This window comes from Ruegeria sp. K11 (assembly GCF_056531905.1).
Map to the genome: position 1 here is coordinate 162,902 of NZ_JBQFMP010000003.1, position 13,531 is coordinate 176,432.

The following is a 13,531-nucleotide window of genomic DNA, read 5'->3' on the forward strand; positions in this document are numbered from 1 at the left end:
GTCGTTATGGTTAGGTCACCAGCCCGCCAGCAAGATAGCGGCGCGAGGCATCACTTTCAGGCGCATCCAGCACCTGTTTGGCGGCTCCATGTTCGACCACATGGCCACCCTGCATCATGATGATGTCCGCAGCCAACCGCCGCGCCTGCCCGATGTCATGGGTGACCATCACGATACGCACGCCCCGGTTCGAGGCTCTCAGGATCATCCGCTCGATCATCTGCGTGGCGCTGGGGTCCAGCGCGCTGGTTGGCTCGTCCAGAAACAAGGTCTCGGGGTCCAAAGCCAAAGCACGCAATATGGCCAGACGCTGCGCTTCCCCTCCTGATAGCGAGCGCGCGGACTGCCGTGCTTTGCCCTCAAGTCCGCCCTCGGCCAGCAATGCGTCAATACGGGTTCGTCTGGCAGCCCGCGTCAGGTGCTGACGTTTAAGGACAAAGTCCAGATTGGCCGAAACCGACCGACGCAGCAGCACGGGTTGCTGAAACACCATCGCTTGCCGGGCCTTGCGCTTTTCGTTCAGGGCTTGTCCATCCTGCTCGATGCTTCCATGATCGGGCGCAATCAACCCGTGCAAACACCGCAACAGCAGACTTTTGCCCGCACCATTGGGCCCAAGGATCAAGGTCGGCCCCGGGCCATCCAACTCCAGGTGCGGCACATTCAGCAGGGCCTTGCCCTTGCGCGAGATGTGCAGGCCTTTCACCCTCAGACACCCGGCCATGTCACAAACCAGATCACGCATGGCGCAACCCCTCTTGTTCGGCCCGCAGGCTGACAGCACTGACCATGGCGTTCACGGCCACGGCGATTCCGATGAGGATCGCTCCTAGCGCCAGAGCCAGCGCCAAATTGCCCTTCGAGGTTTCCAGCGCGATCGTCGTCGTCATAACCCGGGTCACATGATTGATGTTGCCACCGACGATAATCACTGCCCCGACCTCGGCAATGGCGCGACCGAACCCGGCCAGCAAAGCCGTAACCAACGCCAATCGGGCGTCCCACAACAAAACCGGCACCGAGGCCAGACGGGACACCCCCAGCGACCGCAGCTGCTCGGAATATTCCTCGGCCAGCATCTCGATCACCTGTCGGGTCAACGCCGCGACGATGGGCGTGACCAGCACCACCTGAGCGATGATCATCGCCGTCGGCGTGTAAAGCAATTCCAACACACCCAGAGGACCAGACCGCGACAGCATCAGATACACAAGCAAACCGACCACGACCGGAGGAAAGCCCATCAGCGCGTTCATCAGGATGATCAGCATCCGCCGTCCCGGGAACCGGGCCACGGCGAGCGCTGCCCCTACAGGCATTCCGATCAGCGCCGAAATCATCACCGCAAAAACAGAAACTTTCAGGGACAGAAACACAATCGCCCAAAGCTCTGCATCCCCGTCAAGGATCAGAGCCAGGGCCGAACTGAATTCTGATGCAAAACCCTGCATTTTCTTCCGTGTTTTTGCAAGTTCGTACAAATTGCATGTATTTACAAGAGAATACTAAGCCATTTGAGCCGCAAGTACAGACACAATTCCGACACCCCGAACAAGAAACGCGGCCCCACTGGGACCGCGTTCCGAAGCGTTGAAGTCTGGATCAGTTCAAGGCCGCATCGGTAATCTTGTGTGTCCAAGCACCCTCGGGCGTTTTGGTGATGACCGGGTCAGACCCGCCAGCCAGCAGCGTGCTGACGGTACGGTCAAAGTCTGCGGGGTCAAGCGAGCCGTTCGACCCTGCGGTGAGCTTGGCAATTTCCCCCATCATGCGCTGTTGATGCTCTTCGGTCTGGGCGCCCGTTGCGTCGTTTTCCAGCACGATATCAGCCGCTTCATCCGGATTTTCTTCGGCGTATTTCCAACCCTTCATCGAGGCGCGGACAAAACGTTCCATCTTGTCGACAAAAGCCGCGTCGTTCAGGTTTTCTTCCAGCACGTACAGACCGTCTTCCAGCGTGGCAACGCCTTGATCTTCGTATTTGAAGGTCACCAGCTCGTCCGGGTTCACGCCCGCGTCAATGACCTGCCAATATTCATTGTAGGTCATGGTGCTGATACAATCGGCCTGCCGCTGCAACAGTGGATCAACGTTAAAGCCCTGCTTCAACACCTCGACACCGCTTTCACTTTTGCCGTCGGTGCTGATCCCCAACTGGCTCATCCAGCTCATGAACGGGAATTCATTGCCAAAAAACCAGACCCCCAGCGTGCGGTTCTTGAGGTCGTCGGGCGAGGCAATCCCTGCGTCTTTCCAACAGGTCAACATCATGCCCGAGCTTTTGAATGGCTGCGCGATATTCACCAAAGGCAAACCTTTTTCACGAGCGGCCAACGCGGCAGGCATCCATTCGACGGTGACATCCGCCCCGCCGCCCGCAATGACCTGTGTCGGTGCAATATCCGGCCCGCCAGGCAAAATGGTGACATCCAGCCCTTCTTCTTCGTAGAACCCTTTGTCGGCGGCCACATAGTAGCCAGCGAACTGTGCCTGCGTTACCCATTTCAACTGCAATGTTACTTCATCCGCCGACCAGGCCGCCGTGGCTGTCAGGCCCAAGGCGGCAACCGCCCCGCTGAGTAGCTTATTCATCTTCATCTTCTCCTAGTTGTTGTTGCCCCTTTTTCGGGGTCTGTTGAAGTTTTGTTATCCTCGTTGTGACGGGTGCCAGAAAGTCACTCCCTTTTCGATCATGGCGACAAGTCCGTAGAATGCTGTACCAGCCAGCGCGGCGACCACGATCTCGGACCAGACCATGTCCAGCGCCAACTGGCCGACGCTGGTTGATATCCGAAAACCCATTCCCAAGGTCGGCGAACCGAAGAATTCGGCCACGATTGCGCCGATTAACGCCAGAGTGGTCGAAATTTTCAACCCGTTGAAAATGAACGGCATCGCCGCAGGCAGGCGCAGTTTCACGAAGCTCTGCCAATAGGTTGCCGCATAAGTCTCCATCAGATCGCGCTGCATGGCAGAAGCTTCGCGCAGCCCGGCGACGGTGTTCACCAGCATCGGAAAGAACACCATCACAACGACAACCGCCGCTTTCGAGTGCCAGTCGAACCCGAACCACATCACCAGAACCGGAGCCGTTCCCACAATCGGCAACGCTGCCACGAAATTCCCAACGGGCAGAAGGCCCAGACGCAGGAATTCCCACCGGTCAACCGCAATCGCCGTCAGGAAGGCCGCACCGCAGCCGATCAGATACCCGCTCAGCGCGCCTTTGATGATGGTTTGCACGAAATCTGCCCAAAGGATCGGCAGGCTGTCGCCAAAGCGGACGGCAATCACCGATGGTGCCGGCAGAATGATCAGAGGTACCTCAAGCCCGCGCACCACAAGCTCCCAGATGCCGATAACCGTCAGGCCGAAAATCAGCGGTGCCAGGAACCGAACCATCTGACTGTCAGCCTGCGGACCGCTCGCCAGACGACTGTTCAGCCACCAGCCAAACAGCCACAGAAGAATTGCACCCAGGACAAGGATCATGGCGCTATTCCCATTCGTTTCAGAACCGTGCGCTCCAGCAAGCCCAGCAACCCGACCAAACAAGCCGCCAATATAGCCGCCCCAAACAAGGCCGACCAGATTTGCACCGTCTGCCCGTAGTAGCTGCCCGCCAGAAGCCGCGCACCCAGCCCGGCCACCGCGCCGGTGGGCAATTCGCCGACGATGGCCCCGACCAACGAGGCCGCAATACCGATCTTGAGCGAGGCAAACAGGTAAGGCATCGACGCGGGCAGGCGCAGTTTCCAAAAACTCTGCGATTTGCTGGCGCTATAGGTCCGCAGCAGGTCCAACTGCATCGCATCCGGGCTGCGCAACCCTTTGACCATGCCCACGACGACCGGGAAAAAGCTGAGATAGGCCGAAATAATCGCCTTTGGGATCAGCCCCTGTACCCCGATCGAATAGAGCACCACGATGATCATCGGGGCCAGCGCAATGATCGGAATGGTCTGGCTGACAATGGCCCACGGCATCACCGACAGGTCCATCACCTTGCTGTGCACGATCCCGACAGCCAGCAGAATGCCCAGTCCCGTACCAATCGCAAAGCCCAGCAACGTCGCGCTGAGTGTGATCCACCCATGATAGACCAGTGACCGCTTGGACGTGATCTTCTTGTTGACGGTGGAATCCCATAACTCCGACACCACATCATGAGGCGCAGGCAAACGCGGGCGGTTTTGCTCCCACGTGTCCGGGATCGCGAAAGCATTGTCCCAGACAAGCACAATGTCATTTTCCTGCAACCGCTCTTTTGCGGTTGGAGGATCCACTTCTTCACCCGCACGTTCAGCCGCGTTCAGCGCGCTGTCGATGTTCATCGGAATGCAGGCAATATACCACGCGACCACAATCGCTGCGATCACCACCATGACTGCCACAAACTGTTTCATGCCCGCCACTCCATCCGAATGACCGGAACCGTGTCGGGCGGGGTCGGAGGTTCAGTGCCCGTTTCGACAAACCCCTCGCGCCGGTAAAACCGCTGCGCGCCCCGGTTGGGCACATGGGTTGTCAGCCACAGGTAATCGCGCCCGTCCTTGGCCTGGTCTAACAGCCGTTTTCCAATCCCCTCACCTGTGCGCAGACAATAGAGCGCGCCCACTTTGCATTCGACCGGATCGACGGACATATAACAATCCACCGGATCACCCGAGACCCAAATCTCGCGCTGCGGGAATGCTTCGCGGATCAGATCGGCCAGTTTCTCTTGCGGCAATTCTTCGGGCATCCAGTCCGTTTCTTCGAGCCAGGTTCTGACCACCCGCGCACAGGCCGCCACATCCTCGGGGCTCGCGCGTCTGATCTCGGCGCCCGCCATCAGACCTCATCCCCATGACCGGCACGCAAACCTTCCCGCACCCGATGAGCAACCTCGATAAACTCGGGCGTGTCCCTGATATCCAGAGGCCGCTCTTTCGGCAGAGGGCTGTCGATCACATCCGTGATCCGCCCGGGCCGGGGGCTCATGACGACGATCTTGGTGCTCAGATACACTGCTTCGGGGATCGAGTGTGTCACAAACCCGATGGTCTTTTCCGTCCGCGCCCACAGGTCCAGAAGCTGTTCATTCAGATGGTCGCGCACGATCTCATCCAATGCCCCAAACGGCTCGTCCATCAACAGGATATCCGCGTCAAAGGCCAAGGCCCGCGCAATGCTGGCCCGCTGCTGCATCCCGCCGGACAATTGCCAGGGAAATTTGCCGCCAAATCCAGCAAGATCAACGAGTTCCAGAACACTCTTAACCCGCTCTTCCTGCTCAGAAGCCGAATAACCCATGATCTCAAGCGGCAGCTTGATATTCTTTGAGATGGTCCGCCACGGATACAGACCCGCCGCCTGAAACACATACCCATAGGCCCGCTTGCGCCGCGCCTCGTCCGGGGTCATGCCGTTGACGGACAAGGCCCCCCCGGTCGGATGTTCAAGCGCCGCGATACAGCGCAGAAACGTGGTTTTGCCGCAGCCCGACGGGCCGATAAAACTGACGAAATCGCCCTTGTTGATGGTCAGGTTCACATCTTTCAGCGCGTGAACCGGGCCATCGTTGGTTTGGAAGGTGAGGTCGAGGTTCTTCGCTTCTACTACTGCGGAGGTATCGTGTGTATTTGAAGGCATGATCACTCAGGATTAGGCAGGGCGACCCCAGCCGCAATCATAGCAGCGGGGACACCGAATATAAGTAAGAAGGCGTTCTGAAAGGGCTGACTTGCCAGAGCAAAAGCCCAAAACAGCACACTTACCGCCCCCCAAGAAAACACGGCTACGGCAGCTGACGCGACTATTGTGGGCCCGCGACGGCCGATTGGAAGATTGTTGGAGACACGGCGCACAATCACAAAAACGACACAGCCCGGAAATAGCGCGCAAAGCAGTATCGGACCCCAGATTGGCCACCCCAACATCAAAGTTAGCAGCAACATCGACAATAGAGAGGGAAACACATTCGCAATACCAATTTCTGTCAGAGCGAACAATGTACCGAGCACCCAAAACGCAATCACAGCGATCGCCGTGGCAAGAACGGCGAACGTGATAAACTGTATCGGAGATGGATATTCCGCGCCTCGAGTCAATGCCTACACCCCCGTCGCCGGAATCCCCGTCCGCTCAACTGGCCTCGGAGCCGTCAGTTCCTTCCATGTACTCAGCGCCCTGTTCACATGGGTATTCGCCTCCCGAGCCACGAACTTACCGTGTCCTTCCTGCGTTTGGATTTCACCATCATGCACCGCTACCACGCCACGTGTCAGCGTGAACCGAGGCAACCCGCGCACCTCCTTGCCTTCGAACACGTTGTAATCGATCGACGACTGCTGAGTATCCGCGCTGATCACCTTGGCCTTGTCCGGATCCCAAACCACCAGATCTGCGTCAGCGCCCACCAGAACCGCCCCCTTTTTCGGATAACAATTCAATATCTTGGCGATATTTGTTGAAGTGACGGCCACGAACTCGTTCGGCGTCAAACGTCCGGTGTTCACCCCATGGGTCCAGAGCATCGGCATCCGGTCCTCCAGCCCTCCGGTCCCGTTGGGGATCTTGGTGAAATCGCCCACACCATAGCGCTTCTGCTCGGTCGTAAACGCGCAATGATCCGTAGCCACTACGCTCAGCGTCCCCGATTGCAAACCGTTCCACAGACTGTCCTGATGCTGCTTGTTCCGAAACGGAGGGCTCATGACCCGCCGCGCCGCGTGCTCCCAATCGTGGTGGAAATACTCGCTCTCATCCAATGTCAGGTGCTGGATCAGAGGTTCCCCCCACACCCGCTTGCCCTGCATCTTGGCCCGGCGAATGGCCTCATGCGCCTCTTCACAGGACGTGTGAACCACATAAAGCGGCACACCAGCCATGTCGGCAATCATGATCGCCCGGTTGGTCGCCTCACCCTCAACCTGCGGCGGGCGGGAATAGGCATGCGCCTCGGGGCCCGTATTCCCTTCGGCCAGCAGTTTTGCACTCAACTCAGCCACCACATCCCCATTCTCGGCATGCACCATGGCAGTGCCGCCCAACTCCGCCAGACGTTTGAACGATGCAAACAGCTCATCGTCATTCACCATCAGCGCGCCCTTATACGCCATAAAGTGCTTGAATGTGTTGATGCCGCGCGTCTCGATCACCGTCTTGATGTCATCAAAAACCTGCTCGCCCCACCAGGTCACCGCCATGTGGAAGGAATAGTCACAATTCGCCCGCGTCGATTTGTTATCCCAGCGCTTGAGCGCGTCCAGCAGACTTTCCCCCGGATTGGGCAGCGCGAAATCCACGACCATGGTGGTTCCACCCGCCAAGGCCGCCCGCGTCCCGCTTTCAAAATCGTCGCTGGAATAGGTCCCCATAAACGGCATCTCCAGATGCGTATGCGGATCAATCCCCCCTGGCATCACATAACAGCCGGTCGCATCCAGTTCCTTGTCACCCCGCAGGTCCGGGCCAATCTCGGCAATCACCCCAGCCTCAACCTTCACATCCGCCTTATAGGTCAGATCAGCCGTCACAACGGTCCCGTTCTTGATCACAGTGCTCATCTTAAACTCCCTGATGCGGTCTACGCCGCTTGCTTCATCTGGCTAAAAATATCCCGGGGGAGTCGCCCTCGGGCGACGGGGGCAGAGCCCCCTATTCCACGATCCCAGCCGTCTCAACAACCGCATGAAACAGAACATCAGCCCCGGCAGCAGCCCACGCCTTGCTGATCTCTTCGGCTTCATTGTGGCTCAACCCATCTACGCACGGGCACATCACCATCGCCGTCGGCGCGACCCGGTTGATCCAGCAGGCATCATGCCCGGCACCCGAGATGATATTCCTATGCGAATACCCCAACCGCTCGGCCGCATCGCGTACTGCGGCCACGCAGCCCTCATCGTACTTCACCGGATCAAATCCACCAACCTTCTCGAATTCGATCTGAAGCCCCATCTCATCGACAATATTCTTCGCCGCGACCCGCAACCGGTTCTCCATATCGGTGATCACCTCCAACTCGGGCGAGCGGAAATCGACTGTAAACACCACCTTCCCCGGGATCACGTTGCGCGAGTTCGGATAGACATCAATATGCCCGGCAGCACCCACCGCATGGGGTGCATGCGACCACGCAATCTCATCCACCTTCTCCAGAATACGTGCCATCGCCAGTCCGGCATTCTTACGCATCGGCATCGGAGTAGATCCGGTATGCGCGTCCTTTCCGGTCACGGTGACCTGAGTCCAGCTCAACCCCTGACCATGCGTGACAACGCCAATATCCTTACCCTCCGCCTCCAGAATTGGGCCTTGTTCAATGTGTAATTCAAAGAAAGCATGCATCTTGCGCGCACCAACCTCTTCGTCACCACGCCAGCCAATACGGTTCAGCTCGTCTCCGAACGTCTTGCCCTCGGCATCCTCGCGCGCGTAAGCCCAGTCCTGAGTGTGCATTCCGGCAAACACGCCTGACGACAACATCGCCGGGGCATACCGCGTCCCCTCCTCGTTGGTCCAATTGGTGGCCACGATCGGATGCTTGGTCTTGATGCCCAGATCATTCAGCGTTCGAATAATCTCCAACCCGCCAAGAACCCCCAGCACACCGTCATACTTGCCACCCGTAGGCTGCGTATCCAGATGCGACCCGACATAAACCGGCAGGGCATCCGGGTCCGTTCCCGCGCGATGAGCAAACATATTGCCCATCTGATCCAACCCCATACTGCAGCCCGCATCCTCACACCATTTCTGGAACAATGCCCGTCCTTCGGCATCCTCGTCCGTCAAAGTCTGACGATTATTCCCCCCCGCAACGCCGGGTCCAATCTTGGCCATCTCCATCAGGCTGTCCCACAACCTGTCGCCATTGATCCTGAGGTTTTGCGCCGGAGCTGCCATCTTGTTCTTCCCTGTGCTCGCGAGTTGGCTCGCTTTTGATGTCTTGATTTGACCATCTGGTCAAACTCACGCTATCACGGGTTCGAGATCAGTCAAGAAATTGCATAGCAAAGCCGGATTTTTCGGCATAAGCGCAGCCCGCCTGTCAAAAATGAGACGCCCTGTAAACATGCCCAAAGATCGCGCCCCAACCCGCATCCAAAAAAAGAACCGCGCGGCAATCCTGGATGCGGCCTTGAACGTGTTCTCGGCTCATGGATTTCGGGGCGCAACGGTCGATCAGATCGCAGCCGAGGCCGGCCTGAGCAAACCGAATCTGCTTTACTATTTTCCCTCCAAGGACGCGATCCATACGGCTTTGCTGTCGGGCCTGCTGGAAACCTGGCTAGCGCCCTTGCACGCCTTGGATGCGCGGGGCGATCCGCTGGAAGAAATCCTCGCCTACATCCAGCGCAAACTTGAGATGAGCCGCGATCTTCCGCGCGAAAGCCGCCTGTTTGCCAATGAATTGGTACAGGGTGCCCCGCGGATTTACGATTCTCTGTCGGTTGATCTCAAGGCGCTGGTCGACGAAAAAACCACAATATTGACCAATTGGATGGATGACGGAAAGATTGCCCGCGTACATCCCTATCACTTGATATTTTCCATCTGGGCCCTGACCCAACACTATGCGGATTTTGACGTGCAGGTGCGAGCAGTGTTGGACAAAGAAGACCCTTTTGAAGGGGCCGGGCCATTTATCGACACGCTCTACCGCAAACTTCTAACGCCTTAGGGAAACGTTAACCGCGATTGACCAAGGTTGAGAGATGCTACCTCATCGCGCCAATCCTGAACCATGGATCACACAGCTCTTCTCGTCTCAATCCGCCCAGCGCGGAGCAGTGGTACGCCGCTCAATCACATGGGTCGAGCGAGAAGTAGGTCATGACCGTTTCAAGTACGAAGTCAGACGGCGCGGCTTTCATCTGATCCGCACCGCAAACCAATACATCATTATTTGCCATGGCGGCCCGATCGACATCCTGTTCTGAGAAAATTCGACGAATTTTCTCCATCAAGATTTTTCGCAGAAAAATCTCTCACTCCGCCGCTTTCGCCATCGGATTGTTCGGATGCGTTGTCCAGTTGGCATAGTCCGGCTGCACTTCCAAACCGGTGCGGGGGTCTATCGCGCCTGCCGCCATTGGCTCCATCGAAATACACCCATCCACCGGGCACACATCGACGCAGAGATTACAGGCAACACATTCATCGTCCATCACTTCGAACACGCGGTCGGCAGACATGGAGATGGCCTGATGGCTCGTATCCTCGCACGCGGCATAACAACGACCGCACTTGATGCACTGATCCTGATCGATCTTGGCCTTGGCCACATAGTTCAGGTTCAGATATTGCCAGTCCGTCACGTTGGGAACCGCCAAACCAACAATGTCTGACACGTTTTCATAGCCCTTCTCATCCATCCATTCTGACAAACCGGCAGTCAGTTCGTCGATGATCTTGAACCCATAGGTCATCGCAGCTGTACACACCTGCACCGTGCCGCAGCCCAGAGCCATGAATTCCGCCGCATCGCGCCACGTAGTTACCCCGCCAATGCCCGAAATCGGCAATCCATGCGTTGCCTGCGCCCGTGCAATCTCGGACACCATGGACAGCGCAATTGGCTTCACCGCCGGACCGCAATAGCCACCGTGGCTGCCCTTGCCGTCAATCGAAGGCTCGGGGCTGAAGGTGTCCAGGTTCACGCTGGTGATCGAATTGATGGTGTTGATCAAAGATACCGCATCCGCACCGCCATTCTTTGCGGCCTCGGCAGGCTTTCGGATATCGGTGATGTTGGGTGTCAGTTTCACGATGACCGGACGGTCATAATGAGTCTTGCACCAGCGCGTGACCATTTCAATATATTCGGGCACCTGACCCACGGCCGAGCCCATCCCCCGCTCGCTCATGCCATGCGGGCATCCGAAGTTCAGTTCGATCCCGTCAGCGCCGGTTTCCTTGACCCGGGACAGAATGGCCTTCCAGGCCTCCTCTTCACATGGCACCATGATAGAGGCGATCAGCGCGCGATCCGGGTAATCCGCCTTTACGCGGGCCATTTCCTCAAGGTTCACCTCCAACGGGCGGTCGGTGATCAGTTCAATGTTGTTCAGACCCAGCAGTCGGCGATCTGCGCCATAAATCGCACCATAACGCGGCCCGTTCACATTCACGACCGGAGGCCCTTCGGACCCCAGCGTTTTCCAAACCACACCGCCCCATCCCGCCTCGAACGCGCGACGTACGTTGTATTCCTTGTCCGTAGGTGGCGCCGACGCCAGCCAATAAGGGTTGGGGCTGGAAATTCCCAGAAAATCTGTGGTCAGGTTGGCCATGGGTACTCCTTCCCGGCGCGTCAGCCGGTTTTCTTGAAAATCATTTCCGTCGGACGGATGCGCCCGGCGTGCAGGTTTCGAACGTAGTTCTGGAATTTCTCGGGCGCGGTCTCACCCATCATCAGATGGATGCCCAAAGGCGCAGGGCCGGTTTCCGCAGTCTTGGCGAAAACTTCTTCAAAAAAAGCCACCGCGAACTCTGTCCGGTCAGTCTCGGCAACCAACTCCAGGCCCGCCGCCGCGGCTGCGCTTTTGTAGACATCCGGGTTGTGCACAAAGGACGTCTCAGACTGCGTCGACCATGGCAGAGGAAAGACCAGCGCCTCGTCAACATCGCCACCCATCACGTCGAACAGAGCAAAGGTGCCGCCCGTTGCCAGAATACGCGAAACCTCTGCAAACAAGCCGGGCTTGTCAGAGATATTCATTCCGACATGCAGCATCACCGCAAGATCAAACCCCGCATCCGCCACCGGCATGTCCAGCGCGCTGCCGACATGAAAGGTCAGCTGATCCGACAACCCCACAAGTTCGCTCAGCGCCGCTGCGGTTTCGACAAATTCCGGGGTCAGATCAACGCCGGTGACCGTCGCATCATAGCGATCGGCGATGTAGCGCGACGTCCCGCCAATACCACACCCGATATCAAGCACGCGGGTTGCATGGGTCGGCGACAATTGCGCAAACAGATGATCGGTTGCCGCAACGCCGCCAGTGTGAAATTCATCCCCGGCCTTGAGATCCGCGACAGTGGCGGCATCCGGATCGATGCCACTGGCTTGCAAGGCAAGGCGAACGCGCTCGGTCAGGGCGCCTGTTGTATAATGCTGGGCGACGGCTTCTTCGATCCGGGACATAACTAGACCTCAGCTGAGATATGTGGGGGTTTGAGACCTCATCCTATCACGAAACCAGTGTCGCGTGGATGTCCATCGCGGCATCTCTGCCCTCGGCCACTGCGGTCACGGTCAAATCCTCACCGCCGGACGCACAATCGCCTCCGGCCCAAACACCTTGCATCGATGTCCGACCAGCCCCGCTGACTGCGATCTTGCTGCCGTCCAGCGTCAACCCCTCGGGCGCGCCGTCCAGCGTTTGCCCAATCGCCTTGAGAACCTGATCTGCAGGCAGCCGGATGGTTTCGCCGGTTCCGCGCAACTGTCCGTCATGGCTGGAGGTGTATTCCAGTTCAATCTCGGCGGCAGCCCCGTTGCCATGCACGGCCACCGGCTGCACGTTAGTCAGGATCCGAACCCCATGCGAGGCCGCAAGATCCTGCTCATACCGGCTGGCCCCCATCGCGTCGCGATCTCGTCGATAGGCAATCGTGACATATTCGGCCCCAAGCAGTCTGGACTTTACCGCCGCATCAACAGCCGTCATACCACCGCCGATGACAACAACGTTGCGCCCGACCGGCAGATGCGCCAGGTCACCGGCCTGCCGGACATCCGAGATGAAATCGACCGCATTGCGCACGCCATCCTTGTCCGCGCCCTGTGCCCGCAGCGCATTGACCCCGGCCAAGCCGATCGACAGAAACACTGCTTCGTAAGACGCCAGCAACCCGTCCAGCGAGATCGTTTCCCCCAGAACCGAGCCCGTCTCAATCGTGATGCCACCGATCTTCAACAGCCAGTCCACCTCGGCCTGAGCAAAATCATTTGTCGATTTATAGGCGGCAATACCGTATTCGTTCAGACCGCCGGGTTTGGGTCTGCTTTCATGAATGACAACGTCATGGCCCAGCATGGCAAGCCGATGCGCGCAGGCCAGACCTGCAGGACCCGCCCCGACAACAGCAACCGTATTGCCCGTGGTCGAAGCGCGCGCGAAAGGATGCACCCCAGAGGTCATGACATCATCAGTGGCGAAACGCTGCAGACGACCGATCTCAACCGGTTTGCCCTCGGCCGCTTCACGCACGCAGGCCTCTTCGCACAAGGTTTCGGTCGGACAGACGCGGGCGCACATGCCGCCCAGAATGTTCTGTTCAAGGATGGTCTGGCCCGCCGCCTTGGGTTGACCGGCCTGTATCTGACGAATGAACAGCGGAATATCGATATCCGTCGGACAGGCCGTCACACATGGCGCGTCATAGCAGAAATAACAGCGGTCTGCGGCCACGGCGGCCTCATGCGGGGCCAAAGGCGGATGCAGATCGGTGAAATTCGAGGTCAGCTCATCGCTGGAAAGCCGCCCTGGGACAATCCCGGGTGCCATCTGGCCCTGTGCCATCACTCTACTCC

14 protein-coding genes are annotated in these 13,531 nt (G+C 58.2%); 1 reads left to right on the forward strand and 13 read right to left on the reverse strand.

Going from position 1 to position 13,531, the window contains the following annotated elements; genetic code table 11:
* Positions 1-10 precede the first annotated feature (10 nt).
* From ACR0K4_RS05825 to ACR0K4_RS05865, 9 genes are all read right to left on the reverse strand, one after another.
* Positions 11-745: an ATP-binding cassette domain-containing protein gene (locus tag ACR0K4_RS05825; RefSeq protein WP_480853210.1), complete on the reverse strand. Its 735-nt coding sequence runs from the start codon at positions 743-745 to the stop codon at positions 11-13.
* Positions 738-1,451, reverse strand: coding sequence for an ABC transporter permease (locus ACR0K4_RS05830; protein WP_480516289.1), 714 nt, complete (start codon positions 1,449-1,451; stop codon positions 738-740). Before ACR0K4_RS05830 ends, ACR0K4_RS05825 begins: the two co-directional genes overlap by 8 nt.
* A 151-nt stretch (positions 1,452-1,602) precedes the next feature.
* A complete protein-coding gene (locus tag ACR0K4_RS05835; RefSeq protein WP_480516287.1) occupies positions 1,603-2,592 on the reverse strand; it encodes an ABC transporter substrate-binding protein in 990 nt (329 codons plus the stop codon).
* A 54-nt stretch (positions 2,593-2,646) separates the two neighbouring features.
* Positions 2,647-3,492 carry an ABC transporter permease gene (locus tag ACR0K4_RS05840; RefSeq protein ID WP_480853211.1) on the reverse strand — a complete coding sequence of 282 codons (846 nt, stop codon included), beginning with the start codon at positions 3,490-3,492 and terminating at the stop codon, positions 2,647-2,649.
* Positions 3,489-4,406, reverse strand: a complete 918-nt coding sequence (locus ACR0K4_RS05845) for an ABC transporter permease (protein ID WP_480853212.1) — start codon at positions 4,404-4,406, stop codon at positions 3,489-3,491. Before ACR0K4_RS05845 ends, ACR0K4_RS05840 begins: the two co-directional genes overlap by 4 nt.
* A complete protein-coding gene (locus ACR0K4_RS05850; RefSeq protein WP_480853213.1) occupies positions 4,403-4,834 on the reverse strand; it encodes an N-acetyltransferase family protein in 432 nt (143 codons plus the stop codon). The genes ACR0K4_RS05845 and ACR0K4_RS05850 overlap by 4 nt, the downstream gene beginning before the upstream one ends.
* Positions 4,834-5,634 (reverse strand): ABC transporter ATP-binding protein, encoded by an 801-nt coding sequence (locus tag ACR0K4_RS05855; protein ID WP_480853214.1) that lies wholly within the window; start codon positions 5,632-5,634, stop codon positions 4,834-4,836. The genes ACR0K4_RS05850 and ACR0K4_RS05855 overlap by 1 nt, the downstream gene beginning before the upstream one ends.
* Positions 5,635-6,095: 461 nt before the next feature.
* Positions 6,096-7,550, reverse strand: coding sequence for a dihydropyrimidinase (hydA, locus tag ACR0K4_RS05860; protein WP_480853215.1), 1,455 nt, complete (start codon positions 7,548-7,550; stop codon positions 6,096-6,098).
* 91 nt (positions 7,551-7,641) lie between these two features.
* Positions 7,642-8,892, reverse strand: a complete 1,251-nt coding sequence (locus ACR0K4_RS05865; protein WP_480853216.1) for a Zn-dependent hydrolase — start codon at positions 8,890-8,892, stop codon at positions 7,642-7,644.
* A 169-nt stretch (positions 8,893-9,061) separates the two neighbouring features.
* On the opposite strand from ACR0K4_RS05865, the gene ACR0K4_RS05870 reads away from it, so the two are divergent.
* On the forward strand, positions 9,062-9,670 hold the full coding sequence (locus ACR0K4_RS05870; protein ID WP_480853217.1) for a TetR family transcriptional regulator C-terminal domain-containing protein: 609 nt from the start codon (positions 9,062-9,064) through the stop codon (positions 9,668-9,670).
* A 121-nt stretch (positions 9,671-9,791) separates the two neighbouring features.
* Here the strand turns inward: ACR0K4_RS05870 and ACR0K4_RS05875 are convergent, their stop codons facing one another.
* The 4 genes from ACR0K4_RS05875 to ACR0K4_RS05890 are packed head-to-tail and all read right to left on the reverse strand — an operon-like array spanning position 9,792 to position 13,520.
* Positions 9,792-9,953 (reverse strand): hypothetical protein, encoded by a 162-nt coding sequence (locus ACR0K4_RS05875; protein WP_480853218.1) that lies wholly within the window; start codon positions 9,951-9,953, stop codon positions 9,792-9,794.
* A gap of 24 nt (positions 9,954-9,977) precedes the next feature.
* A complete protein-coding gene (gene preA, locus ACR0K4_RS05880) occupies positions 9,978-11,282 on the reverse strand; it encodes an NAD-dependent dihydropyrimidine dehydrogenase subunit PreA (RefSeq protein ID WP_480853219.1) in 1,305 nt (434 codons plus the stop codon).
* 20 nt (positions 11,283-11,302) lie between these two features.
* A complete protein-coding gene (locus ACR0K4_RS05885; protein WP_480853220.1) occupies positions 11,303-12,139 on the reverse strand; it encodes a class I SAM-dependent methyltransferase in 837 nt (278 codons plus the stop codon).
* Between the two features lie 46 nt (positions 12,140-12,185).
* On the reverse strand, positions 12,186-13,520 hold the full coding sequence (locus tag ACR0K4_RS05890) for an NAD(P)-dependent oxidoreductase (RefSeq protein WP_480853221.1): 1,335 nt from the start codon (positions 13,518-13,520) through the stop codon (positions 12,186-12,188).
* Positions 13,521-13,531: the final 11 nt, after the last annotated feature.

What these genes read in the sequence shown, in the direction of transcription:
- hydA (WP_480853215.1), bottom strand. Translation starts at nt 7,550, where the DNA reads ATGAGCACTGTGATCAAGAACGGGACCGTTGTGACGGCTGATCTGACC.
- ACR0K4_RS05855 (WP_480853214.1), bottom strand. Translation starts at nt 5,634, where the DNA reads ATGCCTTCAAATACACACGATACCTCCGCAGTAGTAGAAGCGAAGAAC.
- ACR0K4_RS05885 (WP_480853220.1), bottom strand. Translation starts at nt 12,139, where the DNA reads ATGTCCCGGATCGAAGAAGCCGTCGCCCAGCATTATACAACAGGCGCC.
- ACR0K4_RS05870 (WP_480853217.1), top strand. Translation starts at nt 9,062, where the DNA reads ATGCCCAAAGATCGCGCCCCAACCCGCATCCAAAAAAAGAACCGCGCG.
- ACR0K4_RS05840 (WP_480853211.1), bottom strand. Translation starts at nt 3,492, where the DNA reads ATGATCCTTGTCCTGGGTGCAATTCTTCTGTGGCTGTTTGGCTGGTGG.
- ACR0K4_RS05845 (WP_480853212.1), bottom strand. Translation starts at nt 4,406, where the DNA reads ATGAAACAGTTTGTGGCAGTCATGGTGGTGATCGCAGCGATTGTGGTC.
- preA (WP_480853219.1), bottom strand. Translation starts at nt 11,282, where the DNA reads ATGGCCAACCTGACCACAGATTTTCTGGGAATTTCCAGCCCCAACCCT.
- ACR0K4_RS05890 (WP_480853221.1), bottom strand. Translation starts at nt 13,520, where the DNA reads ATGGCACAGGGCCAGATGGCACCCGGGATTGTCCCAGGGCGGCTTTCC.
- ACR0K4_RS05835 (WP_480516287.1), bottom strand. Translation starts at nt 2,592, where the DNA reads ATGAATAAGCTACTCAGCGGGGCGGTTGCCGCCTTGGGCCTGACAGCC.
- ACR0K4_RS05830 (WP_480516289.1), bottom strand. Translation starts at nt 1,451, where the DNA reads ATGCAGGGTTTTGCATCAGAATTCAGTTCGGCCCTGGCTCTGATCCTT.
- ACR0K4_RS05865 (WP_480853216.1), bottom strand. Translation starts at nt 8,892, where the DNA reads ATGGCAGCTCCGGCGCAAAACCTCAGGATCAATGGCGACAGGTTGTGG.
- ACR0K4_RS05825 (WP_480853210.1), bottom strand. Translation starts at nt 745, where the DNA reads ATGCGTGATCTGGTTTGTGACATGGCCGGGTGTCTGAGGGTGAAAGGC.
- ACR0K4_RS05850 (WP_480853213.1), bottom strand. Translation starts at nt 4,834, where the DNA reads ATGGCGGGCGCCGAGATCAGACGCGCGAGCCCCGAGGATGTGGCGGCC.
- ACR0K4_RS05875 (WP_480853218.1), bottom strand. Translation starts at nt 9,953, where the DNA reads ATGGAGAAAATTCGTCGAATTTTCTCAGAACAGGATGTCGATCGGGCC.